Raw genomic sequence first — 26,936 nt, 5'->3', positions numbered from 1 at the left:
CTCATCCGCCTGCCGGCACCTTCTCCCCGCAAGCGGGGCGAAGGGAGCTTTGCCGCACTCTTTCGCCCAGCCACATACGCCGGCCACGCGCCGGATCGATGTCAACTCATGCGCGAGCCGCGCTTAGGGCACGTCCCCTCGCCCCGCCTGCGGGGAGAGGGCTAGGGTGAGGGGCATTCTTTTGAATGCACGCTAGCCCCACCAAATCAACCTGGGAAAAACGAAAAGGCCGCCTCGTCCTTCATGACGGGCGGCCTTTCGAAACTAAGGCGATGCCAGAGGCATCGCCTGCTGGTTGGCTTGTGGCCAACCATGCCCGCGAGCCTGAGGAGGAGGAGTGCTCGAGCGGGCGTCTACTGTTCCGAAGCTGACCACCCTTGAGGGAGGAGGAGAACAGAGTGACCAACTATTCTCGGAACCGCAGCTTTTTGAACCACCGGATGTTCGTCCGTGTTCGTTGAGGCGGCTTATAAACTATTATTCCGATAGAGAAAGAGTTTTCTGAGCATGGGTGCCATGCGCTGAGCGCATATGTATGGTAAATGGGCAATTGCTCTCTTACCGCAGCACAACTGCAGCTTTGCACCAATCGCGGATCAGGCCGCCATCGCAGGATATCGCCTCTTTCCTCCAAAGGGCCGTTTCCGCTAACATGGCCCATCTTTTCCCGCGGTTTGCCGCTCAATCTACCGGAATTCCCTCATGTTTCAGTCTTTTGAAGTCACCTCCACGCCGCAGTTCGGCAAGGAGCGCACCGAAGCCCTGCGCGCGTCCTTCGCGGCCCTCGGCATCGACGGCTTTCTCGTGCCGCGCGCCGACGAGTTCCAGGGCGAATACGTGCCGGCCTCGTCCGAGCGCCTGTCCTGGCTGACCGGCTTCACCGGTTCGGCCGGCGTCGCCCTCATCACGAAGCGTGAAGCCGTCGTCTTCGTCGATGGCCGCTACGTCACCCAATTGAAGGAACAGGTCGATGGCGCCGTCTTTACCGGTGGCGACCTCATCGGCGAGCCACCGCATCTCTGGCTCGAAAACCATGGAACCAAGGGCTTCAAGCTCGGCATCGATCCCTGGGTTCACACCGGTGCGGAAGTCCGCCGGCTGGAAAAGGCGCTCGCCACCCTCGGCGGTTCGCTCGTCTTCCTCGATCACAACCCGCTCGACAGGATCTGGACGAACCGTCCGGCTGCCCCGCTCGGCAAGGTGACGATCCAGCCGATCGAGCATGCGGGCACGCTCGCCAAGGACAAGATCGCGACGATCGCAGCCGGCCTTTCCAAGGCGGGCGCCGAAGCCGTCGTGCTGACCGACCCCTCCTCCGTCGCCTGGACCTTCAACATCCGCGGCTCCGACGTGCCGCACACGCCGCATCCGCTGGCTCGCGCGATCATCCACGCCGACGGTCGCGCCGAGCTTTTCCTCGACAAGCGCAAGACCGGCATCGAGCAGGAAGCCTATCTCACCCAGATCGCCGAGATCGTCGCACCGTCGACCTTCGACGATCGCTTGGCCGCACTCGGCACTGCCGGCGCGTCTGTCATGATCGATCCGGACCTCGCGTCCTTCGCCATTTCCGAGCTGATCCGCGCCAAGGGCGGCAAGATCGTCGAGGCGGTCGATCCCGCCCGCCTGCCCCGCGCCCAGAAGAACATGGCCGAAATCGAAGGCTCGACCCGCGCCCATCTGCAGGATGGCGCCGCCATGGTCGAGTTCCTCGCCTGGCTCGACGGCCAGCAGCCGGGCACGGTGACCGAGATCGCTGCCACCAACCAGCTGGAAGCGGCGCGCACCACCGTCGGCGAGCGCATGCAGAACCCGCTGAAGGACATCTCCTTCGACACGATCTCCGGCGCCGGCGCGCATGCGGCGATCATGCACTACCGCGTCAACACCGCCACCGACCAGGCAATCGAGGCGGGCACCATGTTCCTGATCGATTCCGGCGCGCAATACATCAACGGCACCACCGACATCACCCGTACGGTCGCCATCGGCGCGGTACCGGAAGAGCAGAAGCGCTTCTTCACCCTGGTGCTGAAGGGTATGATCGCGATCAGCACGGCGCGTTTCCCCAAGGGTTCGCGCGGCGTCGATCTTGATCCCTTGGCCCGCATCGCGCTCTGGAAGGCGGGCGCCGATTATGCCCACGGCACCGGTCACGGCGTCGGCTCCTATCTCTCGGTGCATGAGGGGCCGCAGCGCATCGCCCGTCTTTCGACGCAGGAACTGCTGGCCGGCATGATCCTCTCCAACGAGCCCGGCTACTACCGCCCCGGCGCCTTCGGCATCCGCATCGAAAACCTCATCGTCGTGCAGCCGGCAACGATGGTCGACGGTGGCGACCTGCCGATGCTCGGCTTCGACACGATCACCTACTGCCCGATCGACCGCCGCCTGGTGCTGCCGGCGCTGTTGACCGACGAGGAACTCGCCTGGTTCAACGCCTACCATGCCGAGACGCGCGAAAAGCTGACGCCGCTGCTGGCGAGCGACGAGACCCGCGCCTGGCTGAAGGCCGCAACGGAAGCGCTCTCACGCTGAGTCAGTCGCCGACCGACACAATAAAAAACGCCGCGCTCCTTGAGCGCGGCGTTTTTGCTTTCCCGATACCGGGCGCTTATTGGCCCTACATCACCAGGTGGCGGATCACCATCACCACGACCCAGCCGATGACAAGCATGCGCAGCGTCGAGAGGTTCAGCCCGAGCGCGATGGCAAAGGCGATGAACATGGCGATCGTGACGTCGAGCCCGCCATAGACGAAGGCCGGCGCCACGAGCGTGGTGAGAACGGCCGCCGGAACGGCGTTCAGCGCCGCCTCCAGACGCGGCGGAATCTGCTTCATCTGGGTGATCAGGATGTAGCCGCCGACACGCGTCAGGAAGGTCGCAACGGCCGCCGCGACGATCAGGTAGATGAGGTTCAGGTGCTGCGGATCCATCGTCATGCCTCCTTCTCGACAGCCGGCGCTGCAGCCTGCCCGCTTGGCGGCAGGATGGCGGCCAGCAAGATGCCGGCGAGCGCGCCGATGCTGACATGCCAGGGCGAGCCGACGAAATGCATGCCGGCGACGGAAGCCAGCCCCGAGACGATGACAATCGGCAGGAAGCGGTCGCGCTTGCGGAAGCCCATGACCAGGCCCATGAAATAGACCGGCAGCAGGACATCGAGGCCGATTGCCTTGGGATCGCCGATCATCTGCCCGAAGATCGCGCCGACCAGCGTGTTGATGATCCAGGGAACGTAGATGATCAGCCCGAAGCCGAGATACCAGGCAAAGGTGATCGGCAAGCCGCGCTCGCCGCGCTTCTCGGTCTCGGCATATTGCGGATCGACCAGCAGGAAGAAGGCGAGGAACTTCTGCCCGAAGGTGAAGTGCCGGACATATTTGGCGATCGAGGCCGAATAGAGCACGTGGCGGAAGTTGACCGCAAAGACCGAGAGCACCACCAGCCAGGGCTGGACGTGGTTGCCGAAGAGCTCGATGCCGACCATCTGGCTGGCGCCGGCATATACGGTCGCACTCATGAACACCGCATCGGCAATGGTGAAGCCGTTGTCGACCGCAAGCGCCCCGAACAGCGCGCCAAAGGGCGATGCTGCCAGCATGATGGGAAAGCCGCCGCGGACCCCTTCCCAGAATTCATCTTTTTTCATGGAAACCTCCGCCGGCCGGGGCGATGACGCGCCGCGCGGCCGGTGCCGGACTGATAGGCGCTTGCGCCCCCGGCAACAATTCAAATGCGCTGATACAATGATTGAATTTTATGATGCCTCGGCGAACGAGGCTTGAACAAAAGGCGCACCGATCAAGAAACCGGTACGCTTTGTCGCTTGGAACATGCGGCCGGCGCGGGTCAGCTACCGCCTACTTCTTGACCTGGAACGTATGCTCGATACCGGGGAAGCTACGCGCCTTCACCTCGTTGGCATACGCCTCGGCCGCCTTGGAGATCGCCGGCGCCAGTTCAGCGAAATGCTTGACGAAGCGCGGCTTGAAGTCGTTGAAGAGGCCGAGCATGTCGTCGGAGACGAGGATCTGGCCGTCGCAGGCGGGCGATGCGCCGATACCGATCGTCGGCGAGCGCAGCTCGGCGGTAATCTCGCGGGCGACCGGCTCGACCGTGCCCTCGATGACGATGCCAAACGCGCCGGCATCGTCGATCGCCTTGGCGTCGCGGCGGATCTTTGCCACTTCCTTGTCGTTGCGGCCGACCGAACGATAGCCGCCTGTGGTGTTGACCAGTTGCGGCATCAACCCGACATGGCCAAGCACCGGAATGCCGCGGCTGACGAGAAACTCGACCGTCTCGGCCATCTCGGCGCCACCCTCGAGCTTCACCGCGCTGCAGCCGGTTTCCTTGAGGATGCGGGCTGCGCTGCGGAACGCCTGCTCCTTCGATTCCTGGTAGGAGCCGAAGGGCATGTCGATGACGACGCAGGACTGCTGCGAGCCGCGCATCACCGCCTGGCCATGGGCGATCATCATTTCCAGCGTCACGCCGACGGTGGTGTCGAGCCCATAGAGCACCATGCCGACGGAATCGCCGACCAGCAGGAAATCCACATGCGGATCGAGCAGCCGGGCGATCGGCGTCGTGTAGGCCGTCAGGCTGACGATCGGGCGTTGGCCCTTCAGCGCTTCGATGTTGGCAGGGCTGAGGCGGCGCTTCTGTGACTGCACGCTCATGTCAGGCAACCTTTGCAAAGGACGCGGATTTCGGGGCGATGACACGGTTGTCGAGCAACTTCGTCGTGCCGAAGCGGACGAAGAGAAGCAGCAGCACCGGCTGGTCGCCGATCGTTTCGATCGTCTCCAGCGTCTCGGGATCGCGGACTGCCACGACCTCGGGCTTCGCCAGCGGCTCGCTCGCGAGAAACGCGGTCACGGCCTTTTCGAGTGCCGCGACATCGCAGACGCCGGATGCGACGAGACGGGCCGCCTCATCGAGCGCCTTCGGCACGATCGCCGCCGCACGCCGCTCTTCCGCCGTCAGATAGACATTGCGCGACGAGCAGGCGAGCCCGTCGGCCTCGCGCACCGTCGGCACGCCGATGACGGTGACCGGTTGGGCCAGGTCTTCCACCATGCGGCGGATGATCTGCAACTGCTGGAAATCCTTCTCGCCGAAATAAGCGCGATCGGGCCCGACGATGTTGAAGAGCTTGGTGACGACCGTGGCGACACCGGCGAAATGGCCGGGGCGCACCGAGCCCTCGAGCTCGCTGCCGAGCGTCGGCACGTCGACCACCGTCTCCATCGGCCGCGGATACATGTCGGCAACACCCGGCGCAAACAGATAGTCGACGCTGCCCGCTTCGAGCATCGCCTGGTCGCGGGCGAGATCGCGCGGATATTTGGAAAGATCCTCGTTGGCGCCGAACTGCAGCGGATTGACAAAGATGCTGGCGACGACGATGTCGTTTTCCTCGCGGGCCCGGCGCATCAGCTCCATATGGCCGACATGCAGGTAGCCCATGGTCGGCACGAAGCCGACGGTCTTGCCTGCGCGGCGATGTTCCGCAAGCGCTGCACGCAGCTCGGCGATGGTGGTGAAAGTCTTCATCTCCGGACCCTCCAATCCGCGCCGGCGCCCTGCCCTTTGGGGTGCTGGCGCGCTGCCTTCGCAGATGGCCGCGACCTGCTCCACGAAAAGGCATTTGCATAAAATTCGGCTGCAATCCTCTATCTTGTGCAGCGCAAAAAAACAATCGGATTGATGACAGGTTGATGACGCGCGGCCGCGCTTGACTTCCCCCGACAGCCTGTCACGGTTGGCCATTGATGCCACCTGCAACCCACGCTGGAGAGCGAGATGAAACCCTGCCTGCGCCTTCTCAGCCTTCTTGTCCCGACGCTTGCCTTCGCCGCGGCCGCCGAAGCCAAAATCCCGCTCGTCAACGCCACCTGCCCCGGCAAGATCGAGGTCCATGCCGACGAAGGCGGCCCGATCTACATCAATGGCAAGGAAGCCAAGCTGAAAGTGTTCAACGAGAACTACTACGAGGCCAAGGGCGCCGGCGTTACCATCTCGCTCAGCATCAATCCCGATGGCTCGCCGAGCGTGTCCTACACCGGCAAGGGCGGCGCCAATGGTGTGTGCACTGTGAAGTAGGAGAACTCCTTGGCTGGTGTTCTTCACCGACCTCCGGCGCGGACAAACTGCCGTTCAATCGAAGTCGAATACAGCACCGTGGGCTCGCCCGCCGATCTCTTCGGAGCGATGCCAGCCGAGCCAGATCGGCTCCGAGATAGAGCCGTTGCGGATCAATGCAGCGAGTATCCGTTCGGCGAGCCTTTCTGGCTGTGGAACGAGTTTCCGATCATTGATGAAACAATCGAGCCGGGTGTGTTTATGGAAGCCCTCCGCAGCTATACGAGGGCGCGAAGCAAAGAACCGAGCCACCGGTGTCGCGAGCGAGCCGCCACGCGCATTGACGAGCCGATGAAAAACTTCCCCTTCGCGAAACGAAGCGCCTTCATCGCATTCCGCATAGAATTCAGGTGACAGTTCTAGCTGGGCCATGCAACCTCGTGCAGCTCAAGGCATTTTTTTTGCGATCATCGCGATTTCCCGGATCAAGGCCGCGACGCGCACATTTTCAACCAACTTTGCCTTAGCCCGGATCGCTTGAATACCTCAAGCTGCACCCCACATCAGCCCGGCTCAAAAAAATCTTTGAGCCGGTGTCGGGATCGTCGTCCGGCATACGTCCTTAGGACAATTCCAGGGGGCCATGGATCGGTCCTTCGTCCGGAGTTGAGCATTTTCAAAGAGTTGGGCCTTTTCACGGATGGTGTGGAGTGGCCTGACGCCCCAAAACACAAAATCCATTCCAAGGAGCATTTCATGCGCATGATTTTCGTAAACCTGCCGGTCAAGGATCTGAAGGCTTCGCGCGCGTTCTTCGCCGCCCTCGGCTATACCTTCAACGAGCAGTTCTCCGACGACACCGCCGCCTGCACGGTGATCTCGGACAATATTTTCGTCATGCTTTTGACCGAGCCGAAGTTCCGCGACTTCATCACCGGCGAGATCAGCGACACCCGCAAGGGCACCGAGGTCATCACCGCCCTTTCCGCCGGCAGCCGCGCCGAATGCGACGACATCCTCGCCAAGGCCCTTGCCGCCGGCGCCAAGCCCTGGAAGCCGGCGATCGACTACGGCTTCATGTACGGCATCTCCTTCCAGGACCTCGACGGCCACGTCTGGGAATACATGTGGATGGATCAGGAAGCAGCCCAGCAGCAGGGCTGATCACGACATCAGCGCAGCAAAAGACCGCCCGGCATGCCGGGCGGTCTTTTTGCACCGCGTGTCCGGCAGCGCGCAGCCATTACGATGCGCGCTGTCCGTTGGAAGGTTTACCCGATGGTTGAGACGGCGTGCACCTTCATGTCGTCGCGCACTTCATAGAACTTGTTCCCTTCAATGTAGATGGTGAAGCAAGTCGGCTTCTCACCTTTCCCGTTCGAGCAAGCCTTGTCGTCCTTGAAGGTCAGCTTGGTCTTCACGCCGAACGTTTTTCCGTCGACCTTGGCCTTGCCCGTTATCGTCCCCTTCTTCCAGTTCCAGACCAAATCTGCGGTCACGGGCTTGTCGAAATCGTAGACCTCGACTTTGACGGGTTTGCCGTCGGCAAAGGCCTTGAACTCGTCCATCGTGACCTTCTTGGCACCTGCCGGAAGGTCGAGGGCGTAAGCATTAATGCCTGATAGTAGGAACGCCAAAGCGATGCCTGAAAGTATCTTTCTCATCGTGGTCTCCCCATCATTTAAAGAAGTGACCACTAATATACAATGGAACCGGTTGCGGCGGCAACGAGGCACACGTTCACGTTTTCAGCGCAAAGCCACCACCACCACCGACTGAACCGGGCTCGGCGCCCTTCGAGACGCTGCAAACTCTCGCGCGGTTCAAGCGCCTCGCGCGATCGGCCATGGATCATGGCAGCCCCTACCCGCCGATCAGCGCCAGCCACTCGTCCTCGTCCATGGTCGCGACTCCGAGTTCGCGGGCCTTGTCGAGCTTGGATCCGGCGCCCGGCCCGGCAACGACGATATCGGTCTTCTTCGACACGGAGCCTGCCACTTTAGCGCCGAGGCTTTCGGCCTTGGCCTTGGCCTCGTCGCGCGTCATCTTTTCGAGCGAACCGGTGAAGACGACCGTCTTGCCGGCGACCGGGCTGTCGCTCGCGACCGGCGCTTCCGCCGCCTCCGGCGTCACCTCGGACAGCAGCCGGTTGACCACTTCGAGGTTGCGCGGCTCCTTGTAGAACTCGACGATGGCGCGGGCGACGACCTCGCCGATGCCGTCGATGCTGTTGAGTTCGTTCCAGGCGTCGCCCGTAAACGTCGAAGCCTCGCTCATCGCTGTGCCGAAGTGTTCATAAGTGCCGTAGGAGCGCGCGAGCAGCTTCGCCGTCGTCTCGCCCACATGGCGGATGCCGAGCGCGTAGATGAAGCGCTGCAGTGCGATCGAGCGGCGCGTATTGATGGCGTCATAGAGTTTGCGCACGCTGACGCGGCCGAAGCCGTCAATGTTTTCAAGCTTGGTGAGCGACGCCTCCTGGCGCTTCTCCAGCGTGAAGATGTCAGGCGCCGTGCGGATCGAAAGCGTCGGATCCTCGCTTTCGAAGAAGAACTCGATCTGCTTGGAGCCGAGGCCCTCGATGTCATAGGCATTGCGCGAGACGAAGTGCTTCAGGTGCTCGACCGCCTGGGCGCGGCAGACGAAGCCGCCGGTGCAGCGGCGCACCGCATCCACCTTGCCGGTCTTCTCGTTGATGTCGCGCACCGCATGGCTGCCGCAGACGGGGCATGTCGTCGGGAAGCGATAGGGCTCGGAGCCTTCCTTGCGCTCGTCCATGACGACATCGACGATCTGCGGAATGACGTCGCCGGCGCGCTGGACGATCACCATGTCGCCGATACGGATGTCGCGGCCCTCGCGGATTGCCTCGCCCGAATTGCCAAGCCCCTTTATGTAGTCCTCGTTGTGCAAGGTCGCATTGGTGACGACGACGCCGCCGACGGTGATCGGCTCAAGCCGCGCCACCGGCGTCAGCGCGCCGGTGCGGCCGACCTGGATGTCGATCGCCGTCAGCCGGGTGAACGCCTGCTCGGCCGGGAACTTGTGCGCCGTCGCCCAACGCGGCGAGCGCGAGCGGAAACCGAGGCGGGCCTGCAGGTCGAGCCGGTCAACCTTGTAGACGACGCCGTCGATATCATAGTCGAGATCCGGCCGCTCGCGCTCGATGTGGTGGTAATGTTCGAGCAGCGCATCGGCCGAGGAGAGGCGCTGCATCAGCGGGTTGACGGGGAAGCCCCAGGCCTTGAAGACCTCGACCATGCCCATCTGCGTATCGGCGGGCATTGCCGAGATCTCGCCCCAGGCATAGGCAAAGAAACGCAGCTTGCGGCTCGCTGTCACCTTGGCGTCGAGCTGGCGCAGCGATCCGGAAGCGGTGTTGCGCGGGTTGACGTAGAGCGGCTTGCCGAGCGCTGCCATCTCGGCATTGAGCGCGGCAAAGTCGGACTTCGCCATATAGATTTCGCCGCGCACCTCGACGATATCAGGCGCGCCGGCCGGCAGCGTCTGCGGGATCATGCCAATGGTGCGGATATTGGCGGTGACGTTTTCCCCCGTCGTGCCGTCGCCGCGGGTCGCGGCCGTCACCAGCCGGCGGTTTTCGTAGCGCAGCGACATGGAGAGCCCGTCGATCTTCGGCTCGGCGGTAAAGGCGATCGAATTATCCGGTAGCTGCCCGAGGAAGCGATAGACCGAGGCGACGAAATCGCGGGCGTCCTCGTCGGAAAACGTGTTGTCGAGCGACAGCATCGGCCGGGCGTGAACGACCGGCTGGAAGGTGACGGACGGCGCCGCGCCGACCTTCCTCGACGGGCTGTCCTCGCGGATCAGCGCCGGAAACTGCGCCTCGATCGCATCGTTGCGCCGCTTCAGCGCGTCATAGTCCGCATCCGAAATCTCCGGCGCGTCCTGGCCGTGATAAAGCGCGTCGTGGCGCGCAAGCTCGGCCGCAAGATAGGCAAGCGCTTCCGCCGCTTCCGCTTCGTTGAGATTCTCGACGGGTTTCAATTCTTGGGACATGCGCGACAACTCCGGATTCGGAGTCGTTTTGTAGAGCAACCGCTGGGAAAGAAAAGACCGTCCGGCGCCGTCAACTTACGCGCCCGTGGCATTGGCCCTCCCCGCCGCGAGCCCGGCAAGCGGCCGGACATCCAGTTCGCACCATCGTTCATAGCGCTTCCGATAGCGGCAGCGGATGGCCTCCAGATCCTTTTTCTGGACGCCACGCTTGCAGTAGATCCATTTGCCTTTCGCCTCGCCACGCATCACCCGGCTGACCGGCTGCAGGCCGAACATCTTCAGGATCGCAGCCCCGCCCTTGTCCCAGCCGATGCTGTAGATGTCGATGCCATCGGGCGGGAACGTGTGGTGCTCGAGGATCGCCGAGACCGTCGCCCAGACGAGGATGCCGTTCTGCCGCCGGCGCTCGACACGCATGGAATCGAGCAGGAAGCTCAAATTGAGGATGGTCGCGAGATAGACGACCTTCGCCTTTCGCGCCTGCGGATGGGCGAGCAGCCCGCTCGCCAAGAGATTGTCGAAGGCATAGTGGCCCTGCAAGAACAGTTTGAAGTGGTTCTTTTCGAAGGCGTAGTAGTCGATGAAGCCGAAGATGTTCTCGTCGGGATCCTGCAGGCAAATCAGGCTGTAGGGATCGGAATGGAACGCTTTCATATCCTCTTCGGGATCGATCGCGCCGCTGCGAAACACATCCTGTGCCTTGCGGACCACATCATAGGCGACCGCCGTCGGCGCCGGGACGCGGACAAGATAGGAACGGTCCCCACGCGCGCAGGGCGCCACAAGCGCCAACGGCGTGGCTTCGTCCGCGTTCGGCGGTTGAGGATCGGCCACCTCCTCCGCCGGCCCGAACTGTGAGGCACGTCGTAGCCTTGCGACAAGGGCTGCTGCGATCACGGCGATCGCAACGCACGCGACCACCCCGAAGCCGCCCAGTTCCTGGTTCGCGTCCCTTATGGTCAGGATAAGGCCGGCATAGGCGAGCGCGATGAGCAGGATCAGTTCCGGATGCGCACGCATCTGCGCAAACCGGATCTCCAGTTTATGCTGAAGTTTCTCCCACATGCTCGAAGTGCCCCAACCGCAGAGGAAATAGAACACGGGTGCAGCGGCGCAACAATTCAACCAAAAGGCTTAGGAAGCCCAGCCGTGGGTTCGGATGAGCACTCTGAGGAGATCGCATTTCAGCTGCCAATGTTTCCACTTGGCGGCAGAATGATCTAGCCGTTGCCGGAAAGCAGGCGAGCGGCTGCCGCCCTCGCCTCTTCGGTGATCGAAGCGCCGGCAAGCATGCGGGCGATTTCTTCGGTGCGCGCCTTGTCGTCCATGCGGGCGACACGGGTGGAAATCATCTCGGCCTTCTCGGCCGAAGGACCCTTGGAGATCAAGAGATGCGTTGCCGCGCGCGCGGCAACCTGCGGCGCGTGGGTGACCGAGAGCACCTGAACCGTTGCCGAAAGCCGCTTCAGCCGCTGGCCGATGGCGTCGGCCACCGCACCGCCGACGCCGGTGTCGATTTCGTCGAAGACGAGCGTCGGCGCCGAGCCGCGATCGGCGAGCGCCACCTTAAGCGCCAGCAGGAAGCGCGAAAGTTCGCCGCCCGAAGCCACTTTCATGATCGGCCCCGGCCGCGTGCCGGGGTTGGTCTGAACGTGGAACTCGACAAGGTCAATGCCGTCGACCGTCGGCAGCGACGGATCGCTCTGCACCTCGACCATGAAGCGTGCGCGTTCGAGCTTCAGCGCCGGCAGCTCGGCCATGACGGCGTCGGAAAGTGCTGTCGCGGTATGGCGACGCTTTTCGGAGAGCGAGCGCGCCGAAGCGTCGAACGCCACCCGCGCCATGCCGACTTGGGCATCGAGTTGCTTCAGCTTTTCCTCGCCGGCATCGAGATCGGCGAGATCGGAAATCATGCGGACGGCAAGCGCCGGCAGTTCCGTGACCGGTACCGAATATTTGCGGCTGGCGGCGCGAAGCGCGAACAGCCGCTCCTCCACCCGCTCCAGTTCCTTCGGATCGAATTCCGTGTTGCGCAACGCCCGCTCGACCGACATCTGCGCGTCCGAAAGCTGGTTGAGCGCCCCGTCGAGCAGCTCGACCGTTTCTTCGAGCAGGCCCGGCGCCTCCTGGCTCTTGCGCTCGAGACGGCGCACGAGCGAGGCGATCAGCGGAACCGGCGAGGCGTTGCCGTTGAGGAACTCCGAGGCCTCGTTGATGTCGCCGGCAATGCGCTCGGCCTTCATCATCCGCGCCCGGTTTTCGGCAAGCTCGTCCTCTTCGCCGTCGCGGGGGCTGAGCTTCTCCAGTTCTTCGACCGAGGACCGCAGGTAGTCCGCCTCGCGCGCGGCCGCTTCGACCCGCTCGCGGTGTTTCTTCAGGCCGCGCTCGGCGTCCTTCCAGGCGCGATAGAGTTCGCTCACATGCGCCGCTTCGTCGGCGGTGCCGCCAAAAGCGTCGAGCAGCGTGCGGTGCGCGTCGATATCGACGAGCGCGCGGTCATCGTGCTGTCCGTGGATTTCGACGAGCGTCTGCCCGAGCTGGCGCATCAGCTGGACGCTGATCGGCTGGTCGTTGACATAGGCTTTGGTGCGGCCGTCGGCCGACTGCACGCGGCGGAAGATCAGGTCGCCGTCGTCGTCGATGCCGTTTTCCCTGAGCATCAGCCGCGCCGAATGCCCCATCGGCACGTCGAAGACCGCCGTCACCTGCCCCTTGTCGGAGCCGTGGCGCACGAGCGAGCCGTCGCCGCGCCCGCCAAGGGCGAGCGACAGACTGTCGAGAAGGATGGACTTGCCGGCCCCGGTTTCACCGGTCAGCACCGAGAGCCCGGCGTCGAAATTGAGATCAAGCCGTTCAATCAGGACGATATCGCGGATCGAAAGCTGGGCAAGCATCCGGGGTCATATCTTCCTAGAGGGCGCTGATTAAGATCAGGCGCCGACGAGTTTCTTGGCGGCACGCGAGATCCAGGAGTTGCCGCTTTCACGTGGCTCCAGGCCACCCGACTGCAGCAGCTTGAACGAATCGGAATACCACTGGCTGTCCGGATAGTTGTGGCCGAGAACGGCGGCAGCGGTCTGCGCCTCCTGGGTCACGCCCATCGCGAAGTAGGCTTCCGTCAGACGGGCAAGCGCCTCTTCCACCTGGTTGGTGTTCGGGTACTGCTCGATGACGACGCGGAAACGCGATACGGCGGCAAGGTATTCCTTGCGCTCGAGATAGTAGCGGCCGACCTGCATTTCCTTGCCGGCCAGCTGGTCGCGGGCAAAGCGGATCTTCGACTTGGCGTCGTCGACATATTCGGAGTCCGGGTAGCGGTCGACGACCGCCTGCATGGCTTCGATCGCCTTGAAGGCCGGCTTCTGGTCCTGCGTCACCGCCGGGATCTGCTTGGTATAGGCGAGACCCTGGATGTACTGCGCATAGGCCGCGTCTTCCGACTGCGGATAAAGATTGAGGTAGCGGCCGGTGGCGTTGATCGCCTCCTGGTACTGACCGTTACGATAGGAAACGAAGGCGTTCATGACCAACGCCTTGCGGGCATATTCCGAGAACGGATGCTGGCGGTCGAGCGCTTCGAACTTGCGCGCCGCCTCCGTCGTCTTGCCGGCATTGAGGTTGGCAAGGCCCTGATTGTAGAGCACTTCCGGCGGATCGGTCTCGGCCGTCAGCTTGGTGATGTCGATATCGGGATCGTTCTGGCAGGCGGTGATCAGGGCGCTGCCGGCAACAGCCGCGACAATGACGGCGGCGACGCGCGCTGACTTCTTCAAATCCACAGAAACTGCAAGAACCATCGGATATTCCCGTTCCATTCTGCGGGCATGGACCCCGCCAGACATGCGCTTTTAGAGCAAGTTACCTTGAGACCGCAACGTCATGATCGGTGATTCATGCAAATTTGTGGCAGCTCTATCATGAAAATGCCGGCCTTTCGGCCGGCGACTGGAGGAGATGATGTCTTTTTTTGTTATGCGGACCAGGGCGCGAAGCCCGGAGCTGCCACTGCAACCATATCGCGCGCGCGGGTACGCTGGCGCGGGGTTGCCGTTTCGACGACTTCGTAGGCCGTCGGGTCGCTGAGCAGTGCCTTCAGCGCGTTGGCGTTCATCTTGTGGCCGCCGCGGTAGGAGCGGTAGCAGCCGATGAACGGCGCGCCGGCGAGCGAGAGGTCGCCAACCGCGTCGAGCGTCTTGTGGCGCACGAATTCGTCGGTGTAGCGCAGGCCCTCGACGTTGATCACCGTGTTGTCGTCGGAAATGACGACGGAGTTTTCGAGCGAGGAGCCGAGTGCGAAGCCGGCGGCCCAGAGGCGTTCGACATCACGCATGAAACCGAAGGTGCGGGCACGCGACAGTTCGCGCTTGAAGACGGACGGCGTCATGTCGCCCTTCCAGGCCTGGCGGCCGATCAGCGGGCAATCGAAATCGATCTCGACCTCGAAGCGCATGCCGTCATAGGGCGTGAACTCCGACCAGGAGGCGCCTGATTCGATACGCACCGGCTTGATGATGCGGATGTAGCGACGCTTGACCGCAAGGGCGCGAACACCCACCAGCTCGATCGCGTCGATGAAGGGTTCGGAGCTGCCGTCCATGATCGGCATTTCGGCGCCGTGCACTTCGACCGTGAGGTTGTCGAGGCCGAGCGCATAGATCGCAGCCATGACATGTTCGATCGTGGCGATCGAGGTCGCCGGCGACATGCCGAGAACGGTGCAGAGATCGGTGTTGCCGACCTGCGAGGAAACCGCCTTGTATTCGCTGACCCGGCCGTTGGACAGGACGCGCTGGAAAACGATGCCCGCATCGGCTTCGGCCGGATGGAAGGTGATCGACACTTCTGCGCCCGAATGCACGCCGATGCCCTTGAGCGTTACCGGGCTTGCAATCGTCGTCTGAAACCCGAGCAATTCGATTCCCATTCTCGTCACTTTCAATACCTGTGGCCGATGGCCAAAACCTGCTGGTGGACGCAACGATCTTCAGGGCACAAGAAAGATGCCCGAGAGTCCCGGTTCAACAACCGGTCCTCTGCGTTTCGAACAGACAGCGCTTGATCGAATCGCATGCGTCCCCAATTCCGAGTCTGAAAATAGGAGTTTGGAGGCACCATTCCAAATCACTGTTCGTTTCGCTTTGTTACGCATTTGCGACGGTTCGTAACATGGAATCAAACACCTGAAATGATGAACAAAATGCAAAAATGCCCGGGCAGTTGCCCGGGCATTCGGCAAGGTGAAGGAACGGGCCTTCCAATCAGTTCGATTGACGGCGCAGGAACGCCGGGATCTCGAGCTGATCATCTTCTTGCGGGCGCGCCTGCGGCGAAGCGCGACCGTGATCGTCAAGCTGGCCGCGACGCGGCGCATAGAGGCTCGCTTCCGGCGAGAGCGGCCGGCGCTGCTGGGAAGCAGCGGTCGGTGCGGAAGCCGTCATGTCGGCGGCTGCCGGGGTTTGTTCGCGTTCACGCAGGCCAAGCGAGCTGGTGATGCGGTTGAGCAGGCCCATCGGGCCGCGCTCTTCCGCGATCGGGGCAGCCGGCTGTGCGCGGCGGTCCATCTCGGCCTTTACGACCGGCGGGAAGTCTTCGACCTTCGGCATGCGAACCTGTTCCGGCTGCTGGCGCATGACCGGAGCGACGGGCTCCTGGCGCATGATCGGCTGCGGCTGCGGCTGCGGCTGAACCGGCTGCATCTGCGGCTGCGGCTGGCGCATGACCGGAGCGGCTTCTACCGGTGCAGCACCGGCGAAAAGCTTGCTCTGGGGACGAAAGTTGTCTTCGTGCATCGGCTGCTGAACCGGAGCCTGGGCCTGCACCTGGGCGGCGCGGGTGGCGATGTCGAGCTCGCGTTCCATTTCGGCTTCGCGGATGGCGGCGGCGATCTGGTCGGCGGTAGCCTGCTGCTGCATCGGCTGCTGAACCGGCTGGGCGACCGGCTGCTGCATCACCGGCTGGTGAACCGGGGCCGGCTGGTGCTGGGCAACGGCCTGCGGCTGCTGGGCCGGAACCGCGGCAGACGGACGGACGACCGGCTTTGCTGCTACCGGACGAAAGTCGGCGGAACGACCCGCCACCTCCGCGGCCGTACGGTCGATGCCGGTGGCAACGACCGAGACGCGGATGAGGCCTTCGAGGTCTTCGTCGAAGGTCGCGCCGAGGATGATGTTGGCATCCGGGTCGACTTCTTCGCGAATACGGGTTGCCGCTTCGTCGAGTTCGAACAGGGTGAGGTCGCGGCCGCCGGTGATCGAGATCAGCAGGCCCTGCGCGCCCTTCATCGAGGTTTCGTCGAGCAGCGGGTTGGCGATCGCGGCTTCGGCTGCGGCCAGTGCGCGGCCTTCGCCCGAAGCTTCGCCGGTGCCCATCATGGCGCGGCCCATTTCGCGCATCACCGAGCGGACGTCGGCGAAGTCGAGGTTGATGAGGCCTTCCTTGACCATGAGGTCGGTGATGCAGGCAACGCCCGAATAGAGAACCTGGTCAGCCATCGCAAACGCGTCCGCAAAGGTCGTGCGGTCGTTGGCGATGCGGAAGAGGTTCTGGTTCGGGATGACGATCAGGGTGTCGACCGACTTCTGCAGTTCGGCGATGCCCTGGTCGGCGAGCCGCATGCGGCGCGCGCCTTCGAAATGGAACGGCTTGGTGACGACGCCGACCGTCAGGATGCCCTTGTTGCGGGCGGCCTGCGCGACGATCGGGGCTGCACCGGTACCGGTGCCGCCGCCCATGCCGGCGGTGACGAAGCACATGTGGGTGCCGTTGAGGTGGTCGATGATCTCATCGATGCACTCTTCGGCGGCCGCACGGCCGACTTCCGGCTGCGAACCGGCGCCGAGACCTTCGGTGACGGCGACACCCATCTGGATGATGCGCTCGGCCTTGGTCATGGTGAGTGCCTGGGCATCCGTGTTGGCGACGACGAAATCGACGCCCTGGAGGCCTGCGGTGATCATGTTGTTGACGGCGTTGCCGCCACCACCGCCCACACCAAAGACGGTGATGCGCGGCTTCAGCTCCGTGATATCCGGCTTCTGCAAGTTGATAGTCATAGTCCCGTTCCTTCTGTTTTCTGGCCGCCTTGCCGAGCCGGCCAAATCTTTCAGTTTGTCTTCACCGGCCCCGTCCCTGTTCGGAGCCAGCCGTCACTCAAAAGCTTTCTTTCAGCCACTGGCCCATGCGGGCGATGCGGCCGTTGCCGGCGCCGAGCGCCGAGAACATGCCGCCGTGGGAGGCATGCGTCTCGAGGTCGGCGACCTGCGGATAGATCATCAGGCCGACCGCCGTGGAGAAGGCGGGGCCCTTGGCAGCGGCCGGCAGCCCGGAAACCCCGAGCGGACGACCGATGCGAACATTGCGGGCGAGGATGCGACGGGCCGCTTCCGGCAGGCCGGTCAGCTGGCTGGCGCCGCCCGTCAGTACGATGCGCTTGCCGACGATCGGGCTGAAGCCCGAGCGCTGGATGCGATCGCGGATGAGTTCGAGCGTCTCTTCGATGCGGGCGCGCACGATGCGCGACACGAGTGCGCGCGGCACATGCGTCGGCTGATCGCGGTCGTCCTCGCCGATCGGCGGAACCGAAACGATATCACGCTCGTCGGCGCTGTTGGGCAGGGCCGAGCCGTGCACGACCTTCAGCCGTTCGGCATCCTCGATGCGGGTCGAAAGACCACGCGCCAGATCCGTCGTCACGTGATGGCCGCCGAGACTGACAGCGTCGGCGTGAACCAGCTTTCCTTCGGCAAAGACCGAGATCGTCGTCGTGCCGCCGCCCATGTCGATCGCCGCGCAGCCGAGCTCGACCTCGTCGTCGACGAGTGCTGCAAGACCGCTGGCATAGGGGGTGGCAACCATGCCCTCGACCGAAAGGTGAGCGCGGTTGACGCAGAGTTCGAGGTTCTTCAGCGCTGCCCGTTCGGCCGTCAGCACATGCATGTCGACGCCGAGAACGTCGCCGAACATGGCCAGCGGATCGCGGATGCCGCGCTCCCCATCGAGCGAGAAGCCCGTCGGCAGCGAGTGCAGGATGGCGCGGTCGGAGCGCAGCGACTGCTGGCCGGCAGCCGACAGAACCTTGCGCAGATCGTTGGCGTCGACTTCCTGGCCACCGAGATCGATCGTCGCGGTGTAGACGTCGCTCTGCAGCCGGCCGGCCGAAACGTTGACGATCAGGCTGTCGATGGTGAGACCGGCCATGCGCTCGGCCGCGTCGACGGCGAGCCGGACGACGCTTTCCACCGCATCGAGGTCGGCGACGACGCCGTTCTTCACGCCGCGGGATTTCTGGTGGCCGATGCCGATGATTTCGACGCTATGCGTACGGTTGGGCAGGATCTGGCTCTCGGCGCGCGGCGTCAGCCGGCCGATCATGCAGACCACCTTGGTCGAACCGATATCCAGCACCGAGACGACATGAGACCGCTTCGAGGAAAGCGGCTTCAGGCGCGGCAGGCCAAAGCTGGAGGAACCGAACAGACTCATATGCGGCCTTCTTTCTTCTTTTCGGTCTCCTGCGCCTTCAGCATCTTGTCCCTCGCCTTCAAGGCAACTTCGCGCCGGGTCACTGCGTCCGGCGTCAACTGAACTGTTGTTCTGTCTTCAAGCCTCAGATCCACGGCAGCGATGTCGCGCTCGAGGAGCTGGTGCTGGCTTTCCATGTCGGAGAGCACCTTCATCGCCCGGGCGACGTCGTGCTCCGGCAGCTTGACGACGATGCCGTTGTCGAGGCGCAGATCCCAGCGGCGGCCGGCCACGCGCACGAAGGCCTTCACCCGCGAGCGGATCTCCGGCCAGCGGGAAAACTCGTCGTAGAAATCGGCAGCCGCCGTTTCGGCGTCACGACCGACGAAGAGCGGCAGCGCCGCAAACTTGTTGTCGCGCAAGGGCGCGATCACACTGCCGCTGCGCTCGATCAGCGAAAGGTCGGAACCGTGCTGCCAGATGCCGAAGGCCTTGCGCTCGGTGAGGCTGACCTCGATGGTGCCGGGATAGATCTTGCGAACGGTAACGCCCTGCACCCAGGGCATTTCCGCAATCAGCTTGCGCGCCTCGGCAATATCGAGCGCCACCAGCGACGTCGTGCCGTCGAGGCCGAGCTGCTGGAGAATGTCGATTTCCGAGGTCTGGTCGTTGCCGGAAACCTTGACGTCTTCGATCGCAAAGCCTGCGGCCGTGGTCGAGGCCTGTGCGAAATTCTGCGTGTGGCCCCCAAGCGACATGCCGTAAAAGCCGGTTGCCGCAAAAAAGGCGATTGCCGACAGCGTGCCGGTATGAGCGGGAAAACGAATGCGGCCAGCACCGAGGCTGACGAAGAAGCGCACGACACGACGAAGCGGACGCGGCAGTACGCGCGCGCCGTCCACATCGGCGGCGGCGGCGCCATCGAGGTGACGAACCCTCTTGCCCCTTTTGCCCCTCAACGCAAACACGACGCGTCCTCCACCATCCAACTCAAAAACTCACCGAAGCTGTAGCCGGCATGCGCGGCCATCTCGGGCACCAGGGAGGTCGGAGTCATGCCGGGCTGGGTGTTGATCTCCAGCCAGATCAGCTCGCCCTCAGCGGAGGAACTGTCATCGAAACGAAAGTCGGATCGGCTGACGCCCCGGCAACCGATTGCCTGATGCGCCTTCAGAGCGAGTGTTTGTATTTTTTGGTAAATATTTGGTGAAATCTGTGCCGGAATGACGTGGCGCGAACCACCTTTTACGTATTTGGAATCATAATCGTAGAAGGCGTGGCCCTGCGGGATGATTTCGGTGACGCCAAGCGCCTTGTCGCCCATGACGCCACACGTCAGTTCACGGCCGGCGACATAACGCTCGACCATGATTCGGTCGCCGTAACGCCATTCGCTCGACGTCACCACCTGCGGGGGATGCGACTGATCTTCCTTGACGATGACGACGCCGAAGCTCGAGCCTTCGGAAACCGGCTTGACGACGTAAGGCGGCTTCATCGGGTGCTTCGGACCGAAGGCGTGGCGGTCCATGACCTGCGCATCAGCGACCGGAATGCCGGAAGCAGCCGCCACGTGCTTCGCCTGCGCCTTGTCCATCGCGAGCGCCGAGGCAAGCACGCCGGAATGGGTGTAGGGGATCTCGAGATATTCGAGGATGCCCTGGATCGTGCCGTCCTCGCCGAACGGACCGTGAAGGGCGTTGAAGGCAACGTCGGGGCGCAGTGCGGCCAGCGTCTCTGCGACCTTGCGGTCGACGTCGATGCGGGTGACACGATAGCCGGCAGCCTCCAGGGCATCCGCACAGGCAGCCCCGGACGACAGGCTAACCGGTCGCTCCGAAGAAAATCCGCCCATCAGGACAGCCACATGCTTGCCGTTCATTCAAACCCCCAGACAATACGCCACTATCGCAAGGTTTCCTTGCGTCTGGCTGGCTCCCGCCCTCGCGAGTCAGCTGTGCCATTGGGGTCACTAGAACGTCATTAAGGTTAACGAACCGTTTACTTTCGTTAACCCCAGTCAGGAAATGAAACGCCATCTGCAGGCGCAAGCGCATGTGGAACAAGGCATTTTAGCGAGAGATCAAAGGGTTGCGGAGCAATCTTGAATCTAATGCATAAACAGAAGAAAAAATGAAAAAACCCGCCGCATCGAGGGCGGCGGGTCTATGCGTGACGGTATCCTGACTTGATCAATCGTCGTCGCCGACGATCTTCCAGACGATGCCGGCGATCGCCGCACCGACGATCGGCGCCACCCAGAACAGCCACAGTTGCGACAGCGCCCAGTCACCGACAAAGAGCGCCTGCCCTGTCGAGCGGGCCGGATTGACCGAGGTGTTCGTCACCGGGATCGAGACGAGATGGATCAGGGTCAGCGCCAGCCCGATGGCGATGGGCGCGAAGCCCGCGGGCACCCGGCCATGGGTGGAGCCGAGAATGATGAACAAGAAGAAGAAAGTCAGCACTACTTCGGCCACCAGCGCCGCCGTCAGCGAATAGCCGCCCGGCGAATGCTCGCCATAGCCGTTGGCAGCAAAGCCGCCGAGCTGGAAGTCGCCCTTGCCGCTGGCGATCACATAGAGGACGGCGGCAGCCGCAATCGCGCCCAGCACCTGGACGATGACATAGCCGACAAGGTTCGACGCCGGGAACTTGCCCGCGACCGTCAGGCCGACGGAAACGGCCGGGTTGAAATGACCGCCGGAAATACCGCCGACCGCATAGGCCATGGTCAGGACGGTGAGACCGAAAGCAAGGGAGACACCAAGATAACCAATACCGACGCCGGGAAGAGCAGCAGCCAGCACCGCGCTGCCGCAACCGCCAAAAACGAGCCAAAATGTACCGAGAAATTCTGCTGAAAGCTTTTTGAACATGCATTCGCTCCTGAAAAACGAAGCCGATCGCTTCAGTTGCCCAGAGTTTGCCACAATTTGATTCCCGTCAATCCGGGTTGTCGAGCCGCACCACGCACCCGCAAAGCGTGAGCCTTGGCCGGCAGCAGGCCCGTTGGGGCGCAACCGGAAAGCCGGTTCCGTACGGCCGACCCTGGGCCGCGCCGCAGCAGAAGATTGCTGCGCATGGCGGCGATATCGTTCGCACTTCTTACGGTATCAGGGTTTCGCCATGCCGAAACTTGCGTTAAGAGGCCCTCACCCGCCTCCCAAGACGGTATGAAATCCACATCAGGAATTATGATAATGACAGACGCGACAACCTCCCTGTCGCCGAAGGACAATGCGTCAAAGCACGCGGCAGTGAACTCCCCTGCCCGGGTGCTGTTCGCAAGCCTCGTCGGCACGACCATCGAATTCTTCGACTTCTACGTTTACGCCACCGCCGCCGTACTGGTGTTCCCGCACCTGTTCTTCCCGGCCGCCGATCCGACCTCGGCAATGCTGCAATCCTTCGCGACCTTCTCGATCGCCTTCTTCGCCCGCCCCTTCGGCGCCGTGATCTTCGGCCATTTCGGCGACAAGGTCGGCCGCAAGGCGACCCTGGTGGCCGCGCTCATGACCATGGGCATCTCCACCGTCGTCATCGGGCTTCTGCCGACCTATGCGTCGATCGGCGTCGCAGCCCCGCTCTTGCTCGCGCTTTGCCGTTTCGGCCAGGGTCTCGGCCTTGGCGGTGAATGGGGCGGCGCAGTGCTGCTCGCCACCGAGAACGCGCCTGAGGGCAAGCGCAGCTGGTACGCCATGTTCCCGCAGCTCGGCGCGCCGATCGGCTTCATTCTTTCGGCCGGCACCTTCCTCATCCTCGGCGAAGTCATGAGCAACGAAGCCTTCCTCGCCTGGGGTTGGCGCGTGCCGTTCATCGCCAGCATCCTGCTCGTCGCCGTCGGCCTTTATGTCCGCCTGAAGATCACCGAAACGCCGGAGTTCCAGAAGGCCGTCGACAAGCACGAGCGCGTGCAGGTGCCGATCATGGAGATCTTCCGCTTCCACAAGCGCAGCCTGGTGCTAGGCACTTTCGTGGCGCTTGCGACCTTCGTGCTGTTCTACCTGATGACCGTCTTCTCGCTCTCCTGGGGCACGGCGAAGCTCGGCTATTCGCGTGAGCAGTTCCTGGTCGTGCAGATGACTGGCGTCGTCTTCTTCGGCCTGATGATCCCGGTTGCCGGTATCCTCTCGGACCGCTACGGCCGTCGCCTGATCCTGATCGTCACCACCATCGGCATCGGCGCCTTCGGCCTGTTCATGGCGCCGCTCCTTGCCGGCGGCATCGGCGGCGCCTTCCTGTTCTCGATCATCGGCCTCGGCCTCATGGGCCTCACCTACGGCCCGATCGGCGCAGCACTCGCCGCCCCCTTCCCGACCTCGGTGCGCTATACCGGCGCGTCCATGACCTTCAACCTCGCCGGCATCTTCGGCGCGTCGCTGGCGCCCTACATCGCCACCTGGCTCGCCACCAACTACAGCCTGGACTACGTCGGCTACTACCTGCTCGCCGCCGCCGCCATCACGCTGCTCTGCCTGGTGCTGTCGACCGAAGACGAGGTTTCGGCCTGATACGACTGGCTGCGCCCCGGGGCGCGGCCGACCGCAAACAAGGAGAGCCGCAGCGGCAACGCTGCGGCTCTTTGTTTATAGGGCATGCGAACCCTCTGCGAGAAAGCGGAGAACTGTTGAGCATCGATCTATGGCCACGATGCTCGCCCAACTCTGGTCATCCTCGGGCTCGACCCGAGGATCCATTCCCAAGGCCACCCATGTCGCAGCTGGAGCGTGGATGCTCGGGTCCAGCCCGAGCATGACGGAGGATGTGGGCCTCTCCTCGGTCCTCATCGCCCCAAAAAGCGAGAGGCCGCAGCGTCGCCGCCACGGCCTCTCCAAAGCATCCCTCGCAACCCCGCCTTAAGCGATGCCGCGGCCGAGGAATTCCTTGATCTCGTAACCGGGCATGAAGGTGCCGATGCGCTTGATCTCCCATTCGAGCCGGACGCCGGAATGTTCGAGCACGCGCTGGCGCACGGTTTCACCGAGATATTCGAGCTCGTAGCCGGTCGCCTGGCCGGTGTTGATCATGAAGTTGCAGTGCAGCGGCGACATCTGCGCGCTGCCGATCATCATGCCGCGGCAGCCGGCCTCGTCGATCAGCTTCCAGGCTGAATGGCCCTCGGGGTTCTTGAAGGTCGAACCGCCGGTCTTCTCGCGGATCGGCTGCACGGTTTCGCGATGCTGACGCACGGCGTCCATGTCGGTGCGGATCTTGTTCTTGTCCTCGGCATAGCCTTCGAACACCGCATGGGTGAAGATCAGGTCCTTCGCCGCCGCCGAATGGCGGTAGGCGTAGCCCATGTCGGCATTCGACAGCACATGCTGGTTGCCCTGGCGGTCGACCGCATGGACCTCGACGACCCGTTCGCGGGTCTCCGCGCCATTGGCGCCGGCGTTCATGCGCAGCGCGCCGCCGAGCGAGCCGGGAATACCGTAGTAGAAGTAGAAGCCGCCGATGCCGTGGTCGAGCGCCATCGCCGCGATGTTCTTGTCCGGGCAGATCGCGCCGGCCTTGATGCGGTTTTCGCCAACCAGCTCCAGGTCGCCAAAGCCCTTGGCCGACAGCCGGATGACGACGCCGGGAATGCCGCCGTCGCGCACCAGCAGGTTCGAGCCGACGCCGACAACCATGACAGGCACTTCAGCCGGCACCAGCTTCAGGAAGGTGATGAGATCGTCCGTGTCGTGCGGCTGGAACATGAGCTCGGCAAGACCACCGGCGCGGAACCAGGTGACACGATCCATCGGCGCATCCGGCGTGATGCGGCCGCGCACAGCGCTGACGCCACTTCCGAGCGATTCCAGTAGTTTCTGACCGTTGACCTGTTTCATGCTCAATTTCCTGAAATATCCGCGAGTTCCTTAGGCAGGGCAGCAGCCCAGTAGGTGATGCTGCCAGCGCCCAAGAGAACCACAAAATCGCCGGGCTGTGCAATCTTGCTGACAACCGGCGCGATTGCTTCCGGACCGGAAACAAAACGGGCGTCGCGGTGGCCGCCTGCCTTGATGCGATCGACCAGCTCTTCCGCCGTAGCCCCCTGGATCGGCTCTTCACCCGCCGCATAGACCGGCGCGATCAGGATCGTGTCGGCATCGTTGAAGCAGGCGGAGAATTCCTGGAACAGGCTCGAAAGGCGCGAGTAGCGGTGCGGCTGGTGCACGGCGATGATTCGGCCCTGGCAGGCCTCGCGCGCGGCGCGCAGCACAGCCTTGATCTCAACCGGATGGTGGCCGTAGTCGTCATAGACGCGCACGCCGTTCGTCTCGCCGGTCAGCGTGAAGCGGCGCTTCACACCGCTGAAGGAGGCGAGCCCTCTGGCGATCGCTTCCGGGCTGACGCCGAGGCGCTGCGCAACGGCGATCGCTGCGGTCGCGTTCGATACGTTGTGGCGGCCAGGCATCGGCAGGCGCAGGTCCTTCATCGGGATCACCTGGCCGGTGCGGCGACGGCGGATCTCGATGTCGAAGACGGAGGTGGCGCCGTCCATGCGGATGTTGTGGAAGCGCACGTCGGCCTGCGGGTTCTCGCCGTAGGTGACGACCTTGCGGTCCTCGATCTTGCCGACCATGGTCTGCACTTCCGGATGGTCGAGGCAGAGCACGCCAAATCCGTAGAAGGGCACGTTCTCGACGAACTGGCGGAAGGCCGCGCGCACGGCGTCGAAGTTGCCGTAGTGGTCGAGATGTTCCGGGTCGATATTGGTGACGATGGCAACGTCGGCCGGCAGCTTCAGGAAGGTGCCGTCGGATTCGTCGGCCTCCACTACCATCCACTCGCCCTCGCCCATGCGGGCGTTGGTGCCATAGGCATTGATGATGCCGCCGTTGATGACGGTCGGGTCGAGCCCGCCGGCTTCCAGCAATGCTGCGACCATCGAGGTCGTCGTCGTCTTGCCATGGGTGCCGCCGATCGCGATCGCATTGCGGAAGCGCATCAGCTCGGCCAGCATCTCGGCGCGGCGCACGACGGGCAGGAACTTTTCGCGCGCGGCGATCAGTTCCGGATTGTCTTTCTTGATCGCGGTCGAAACGACGATCACCTCGGCCTCGCCGAGGTTCTCGGCCTTGTGGCCGACGAAGACTTCGATGCCCTTGGCGCGCAGGCGCTGCACATTGGCGCTGTCGGACTGATCGGAGCCCTGCACCTTGTGCCCGAGATTATGCAGCACCTCGGCGATGCCGCTCATGCCGATGCCGCCGATACCGATGAAATGGACCAGCCCGATGGTTTTCGGCATTTTCATGAGCGTGTTTCCCTGAATTTCTCGACTGTCAAACCGCTGGCAATAGCCTCTACGAGGGATGCAAGCAAGCTTGCAGCGTCCGGCTTGCCGGTTTCCCGGGCATTTGCCGCCATATCCGCGAGCGATTGCGGCTTGCCGATCGCATCATTGAGGATGCCGGCGAGACGGTCGGCGGTGAGTTCGGCTTGCGCGATCACCCGCGCGCCGCCCTTTGCGGCAAGCGCTGCCGCATTGGCCGCCTGGTCGTGGTCGAGCGCATAGGGATAGGGCACCAGGATCGCCGGCCGGCCGATGACCGCAAGCTCGGAAACCGTCGAGGCACCGGAGCGGCAGATGACGAGCTGGGCGCCGGCGATGCGGTCGGCCATGTCGGTAAAGAAGGGCGAGACTTCGGCCGGTACGCCGAGCTTCTCATAGGTGGCGATCACGCCGTCCTTGTCTTCCGGCCTGGCCTGCTGCGTGACCTTGAAGCGCTGGCGAACCTCGTCGTCGAGACGGCAGATCGCCTGGGGGACCGCCTTGGAAAAAAACTGCGCGCCCTGGCTGCCGCCGAAGACGACGAGATGAAACGGCGCGTCGCCGACGGCCGACGCATAGGGTGTCTTGGCCGCGGCAAGCACCGCCGGGCGTACCGGGTTGCCGGTCGTCACGGTTTTCGCGGCAAAGGCGCCGGTGCCCTCCGGCAGGAAGCCGCCGGCAATCGCCTTGACGCGTGAGGCCAGCGCCTTGTTGGCGCGACCCATGACTGCATTCTGCTCGTGGATGATCGACGGCACGCCCATGCCGGTGGCAGCGAGGAGCGGTGGCACGGTCGGATAACCGCCGAAACCGACAACGGCCTTGGGCTTCAGCCGGGCAATCAGCTTGCGTGCGGCGCGCATGCCCGCCCACAGCGTCCAGAGCGATTTGACGACGGTCACCGGGTTCTTCGAGCCGATCGTCGCCGAGGGCACGACATGCACCTCGTCGGCCGGAAACTTGCCGGCGTAACGCTCGGCGCGGCTGTCGGTGACCAGATGCACCGAATAGCCCATGGCCTTCAGCTCATGGGCCAGCGCTTCTGCCGGAAAGAGATGGCCGCCGGTACCGCCGGCGGCAAGCAGGATGATGCCTTTAGTCAT

23 protein-coding genes are annotated in these 26,936 nt (G+C 63.4%); 4 read left to right on the top strand and 19 right to left on the bottom strand.

The window, feature by feature from the left end:
* Positions 1 to 702 precede the first annotated feature (702 nt).
* Entirely contained in the window at positions 703 to 2,538 is a 1,836-nt protein-coding gene (locus L981_RS12320; RefSeq protein WP_043615961.1) for an aminopeptidase P family protein, read from the top strand.
* A gap of 85 nt (positions 2,539 to 2,623) precedes the next feature.
* On the opposite strand, the gene L981_RS12315 is transcribed toward L981_RS12320, so the two are convergent.
* The 4 genes from L981_RS12315 to panC all read right to left on the bottom strand — a co-directional run bounded on the left by L981_RS12315 (position 2,624) and on the right by panC (position 5,564).
* Entirely contained in the window at positions 2,624 to 2,938 is a 315-nt protein-coding gene (locus L981_RS12315; protein ID WP_043615991.1) for an AzlD family protein, read from the bottom strand.
* Positions 2,939 to 2,940: 2 nt separating this feature from the next.
* Positions 2,941 to 3,654 carry an AzlC family ABC transporter permease gene (locus L981_RS12310; RefSeq protein ID WP_043615959.1) on the bottom strand — a complete coding sequence of 238 codons (714 nt, stop codon included), beginning with the start codon at positions 3,652 to 3,654 and terminating at the stop codon, positions 2,941 to 2,943.
* A 211-nt stretch (positions 3,655 to 3,865) separates the two neighbouring features.
* A complete protein-coding gene (gene panB / locus L981_RS12305) occupies positions 3,866 to 4,687 on the bottom strand; it encodes a 3-methyl-2-oxobutanoate hydroxymethyltransferase (RefSeq protein WP_043615957.1) in 822 nt (273 codons plus the stop codon).
* A gap of 1 nt (position 4,688) precedes the next feature.
* On the bottom strand, positions 4,689 to 5,564 hold the full coding sequence (panC, locus tag L981_RS12300) for a pantoate--beta-alanine ligase (protein ID WP_043615949.1): 876 nt from the start codon (positions 5,562 to 5,564) through the stop codon (positions 4,689 to 4,691).
* A 249-nt stretch (positions 5,565 to 5,813) separates the two neighbouring features.
* On the opposite strand from panC, the gene L981_RS12295 reads away from it, so the two are divergent.
* Positions 5,814 to 6,113 carry a hypothetical protein gene (locus L981_RS12295; RefSeq protein ID WP_043615947.1) on the top strand — a complete coding sequence of 100 codons (300 nt, stop codon included), beginning with the start codon at positions 5,814 to 5,816 and terminating at the stop codon, positions 6,111 to 6,113.
* A 54-nt stretch (positions 6,114 to 6,167) separates the two neighbouring features.
* On the opposite strand, the gene L981_RS33730 is transcribed toward L981_RS12295, so the two are convergent.
* Positions 6,168 to 6,524, bottom strand: a complete 357-nt coding sequence (locus L981_RS33730; RefSeq protein WP_082005993.1) for a hypothetical protein — start codon at positions 6,522 to 6,524, stop codon at positions 6,168 to 6,170.
* 324 nt (positions 6,525 to 6,848) lie between these two features.
* Here L981_RS33730 and L981_RS12285 point away from each other — a divergent pair, with 324 nt between their 5' ends.
* Positions 6,849 to 7,256: a VOC family protein gene (locus L981_RS12285; protein ID WP_043615939.1), complete on the top strand. Its 408-nt coding sequence runs from the start codon at positions 6,849 to 6,851 to the stop codon at positions 7,254 to 7,256.
* 107 nt (positions 7,257 to 7,363) lie between these two features.
* On the opposite strand, the gene L981_RS12280 is transcribed toward L981_RS12285, so the two are convergent.
* From L981_RS12280 to aqpZ, 11 genes are all read right to left on the bottom strand, one after another.
* Positions 7,364 to 7,756, bottom strand: coding sequence for a hypothetical protein (locus L981_RS12280; protein WP_043615937.1), 393 nt, complete (start codon positions 7,754 to 7,756; stop codon positions 7,364 to 7,366).
* A 199-nt stretch (positions 7,757 to 7,955) separates the two neighbouring features.
* Positions 7,956 to 10,109 carry an NAD-dependent DNA ligase LigA gene (gene ligA / locus L981_RS12275; RefSeq protein ID WP_043615936.1) on the bottom strand — a complete coding sequence of 718 codons (2,154 nt, stop codon included), beginning with the start codon at positions 10,107 to 10,109 and terminating at the stop codon, positions 7,956 to 7,958.
* Between the two features lie 75 nt (positions 10,110 to 10,184).
* Positions 10,185 to 11,174: a hypothetical protein gene (locus tag L981_RS12270; RefSeq protein ID WP_156134060.1), complete on the bottom strand. Its 990-nt coding sequence runs from the start codon at positions 11,172 to 11,174 to the stop codon at positions 10,185 to 10,187.
* 155 nt (positions 11,175 to 11,329) lie between these two features.
* Positions 11,330 to 13,003 (bottom strand): DNA repair protein RecN, encoded by a 1,674-nt coding sequence (gene recN / locus L981_RS12265; protein ID WP_043615928.1) that lies wholly within the window; start codon positions 13,001 to 13,003, stop codon positions 11,330 to 11,332.
* 36 nt (positions 13,004 to 13,039) lie between these two features.
* Entirely contained in the window at positions 13,040 to 13,906 is an 867-nt protein-coding gene (locus L981_RS12260; RefSeq protein ID WP_043615925.1) for an outer membrane protein assembly factor BamD, read from the bottom strand.
* A gap of 173 nt (positions 13,907 to 14,079) precedes the next feature.
* Positions 14,080 to 15,033 (bottom strand): UDP-3-O-acyl-N-acetylglucosamine deacetylase, encoded by a 954-nt coding sequence (lpxC, locus tag L981_RS12255; protein ID WP_043615922.1) that lies wholly within the window; start codon positions 15,031 to 15,033, stop codon positions 14,080 to 14,082.
* Between the two features lie 334 nt (positions 15,034 to 15,367).
* Positions 15,368 to 17,161: a cell division protein FtsZ gene (gene ftsZ / locus L981_RS12250; protein ID WP_043615919.1), complete on the bottom strand. Its 1,794-nt coding sequence runs from the start codon at positions 17,159 to 17,161 to the stop codon at positions 15,368 to 15,370.
* A 97-nt stretch (positions 17,162 to 17,258) separates the two neighbouring features.
* Entirely contained in the window at positions 17,259 to 18,590 is a 1,332-nt protein-coding gene (gene ftsA, locus L981_RS12245; RefSeq protein ID WP_034792498.1) for a cell division protein FtsA, read from the bottom strand.
* Entirely contained in the window at positions 18,587 to 19,537 is a 951-nt protein-coding gene (gene ftsQ / locus L981_RS12240; RefSeq protein ID WP_043615914.1) for a cell division protein FtsQ, read from the bottom strand. The genes ftsA and ftsQ overlap by 4 nt, the downstream gene beginning before the upstream one ends.
* Positions 19,525 to 20,451: a D-alanine--D-alanine ligase gene (locus L981_RS12235; RefSeq protein ID WP_043615911.1), complete on the bottom strand. Its 927-nt coding sequence runs from the start codon at positions 20,449 to 20,451 to the stop codon at positions 19,525 to 19,527. Before L981_RS12235 ends, ftsQ begins: the two co-directional genes overlap by 13 nt.
* Before the next feature lie 310 nt (positions 20,452 to 20,761).
* Positions 20,762 to 21,448 carry an aquaporin Z gene (gene aqpZ / locus L981_RS12230; RefSeq protein WP_043615908.1) on the bottom strand — a complete coding sequence of 229 codons (687 nt, stop codon included), beginning with the start codon at positions 21,446 to 21,448 and terminating at the stop codon, positions 20,762 to 20,764.
* A gap of 324 nt (positions 21,449 to 21,772) precedes the next feature.
* Here aqpZ and L981_RS12225 point away from each other — a divergent pair, with 324 nt between their 5' ends.
* Positions 21,773 to 23,083 (top strand): MFS transporter, encoded by a 1,311-nt coding sequence (locus L981_RS12225; RefSeq protein ID WP_043615905.1) that lies wholly within the window; start codon positions 21,773 to 21,775, stop codon positions 23,081 to 23,083.
* A 345-nt stretch (positions 23,084 to 23,428) separates the two neighbouring features.
* On the opposite strand, the gene murB is transcribed toward L981_RS12225, so the two are convergent.
* Genes murB through murG form a run of 3 tightly spaced genes read right to left on the bottom strand, consistent with a single transcriptional unit; the run spans position 23,429 to position 26,936 of the window.
* Positions 23,429 to 24,403, bottom strand: coding sequence for a UDP-N-acetylmuramate dehydrogenase (gene murB, locus L981_RS12215; protein WP_043615900.1), 975 nt, complete (start codon positions 24,401 to 24,403; stop codon positions 23,429 to 23,431).
* 2 nt (positions 24,404 to 24,405) lie between these two features.
* Positions 24,406 to 25,815, bottom strand: coding sequence for a UDP-N-acetylmuramate--L-alanine ligase (gene murC / locus L981_RS12210; RefSeq protein ID WP_043615898.1), 1,410 nt, complete (start codon positions 25,813 to 25,815; stop codon positions 24,406 to 24,408).
* Entirely contained in the window at positions 25,812 to 26,936 is a 1,125-nt protein-coding gene (gene murG / locus L981_RS12205; RefSeq protein ID WP_043615895.1) for an undecaprenyldiphospho-muramoylpentapeptide beta-N-acetylglucosaminyltransferase, read from the bottom strand. Before murG ends, murC begins: the two co-directional genes overlap by 4 nt.

The sequence above is a fragment of the Ensifer sp. ZNC0028 genome (assembly GCF_000799055.1).
Classification (GTDB): Bacteria; Pseudomonadota; Alphaproteobacteria; order Rhizobiales; family Rhizobiaceae; genus Ensifer.
Note: the sequence above shows the minus strand (reverse complement) of the source record. Positions and strands in the feature narration are given on the sequence as shown.

Coding starts and splice junctions, on each gene's coding strand:
- recN (WP_043615928.1), bottom strand. CDS start 13,003: ATGCTTGCCCAGCTTTCGATCCGCGATATCGTCCTGATTGAACGGCTT.
- L981_RS33730 (WP_082005993.1), bottom strand. CDS start 6,524: ATGGCCCAGCTAGAACTGTCACCTGAATTCTATGCGGAATGCGATGAA.
- L981_RS12270 (WP_156134060.1), bottom strand. CDS start 11,174: ATGTGGGAGAAACTTCAGCATAAACTGGAGATCCGGTTTGCGCAGATG.
- L981_RS12235 (WP_043615911.1), bottom strand. CDS start 20,451: ATGAACGGCAAGCATGTGGCTGTCCTGATGGGCGGATTTTCTTCGGAG.
- lpxC (WP_043615922.1), bottom strand. CDS start 15,033: ATGGGAATCGAATTGCTCGGGTTTCAGACGACGATTGCAAGCCCGGTA.
- L981_RS12310 (WP_043615959.1), bottom strand. CDS start 3,654: ATGAAAAAAGATGAATTCTGGGAAGGGGTCCGCGGCGGCTTTCCCATC.
- L981_RS12285 (WP_043615939.1), top strand. CDS start 6,849: ATGCGCATGATTTTCGTAAACCTGCCGGTCAAGGATCTGAAGGCTTCG.
- L981_RS12260 (WP_043615925.1), bottom strand. CDS start 13,906: ATGGTTCTTGCAGTTTCTGTGGATTTGAAGAAGTCAGCGCGCGTCGCC.
- murG (WP_043615895.1), bottom strand. CDS start 26,936: ATGACTAAAGGCATCATCCTGCTTGCCGCCGGCGGTACCGGCGGCCAT.
- L981_RS12320 (WP_043615961.1), top strand. CDS start 703: ATGTTTCAGTCTTTTGAAGTCACCTCCACGCCGCAGTTCGGCAAGGAG.
- ftsA (WP_034792498.1), bottom strand. CDS start 18,590: ATGAGTCTGTTCGGTTCCTCCAGCTTTGGCCTGCCGCGCCTGAAGCCG.
- L981_RS12295 (WP_043615947.1), top strand. CDS start 5,814: ATGAAACCCTGCCTGCGCCTTCTCAGCCTTCTTGTCCCGACGCTTGCC.
- panC (WP_043615949.1), bottom strand. CDS start 5,564: ATGAAGACTTTCACCACCATCGCCGAGCTGCGTGCAGCGCTTGCGGAA.
- L981_RS12225 (WP_043615905.1), top strand. CDS start 21,773: ATGACAGACGCGACAACCTCCCTGTCGCCGAAGGACAATGCGTCAAAG.
- ftsZ (WP_043615919.1), bottom strand. CDS start 17,161: ATGACTATCAACTTGCAGAAGCCGGATATCACGGAGCTGAAGCCGCGC.
- L981_RS12315 (WP_043615991.1), bottom strand. CDS start 2,938: ATGGATCCGCAGCACCTGAACCTCATCTACCTGATCGTCGCGGCGGCC.
- murC (WP_043615898.1), bottom strand. CDS start 25,815: ATGAAAATGCCGAAAACCATCGGGCTGGTCCATTTCATCGGTATCGGC.
- aqpZ (WP_043615908.1), bottom strand. CDS start 21,448: ATGTTCAAAAAGCTTTCAGCAGAATTTCTCGGTACATTTTGGCTCGTT.
- panB (WP_043615957.1), bottom strand. CDS start 4,687: ATGAGCGTGCAGTCACAGAAGCGCCGCCTCAGCCCTGCCAACATCGAA.
- L981_RS12280 (WP_043615937.1), bottom strand. CDS start 7,756: ATGAGAAAGATACTTTCAGGCATCGCTTTGGCGTTCCTACTATCAGGC.
- ligA (WP_043615936.1), bottom strand. CDS start 10,109: ATGTCCCAAGAATTGAAACCCGTCGAGAATCTCAACGAAGCGGAAGCG.
- murB (WP_043615900.1), bottom strand. CDS start 24,403: ATGAAACAGGTCAACGGTCAGAAACTACTGGAATCGCTCGGAAGTGGC.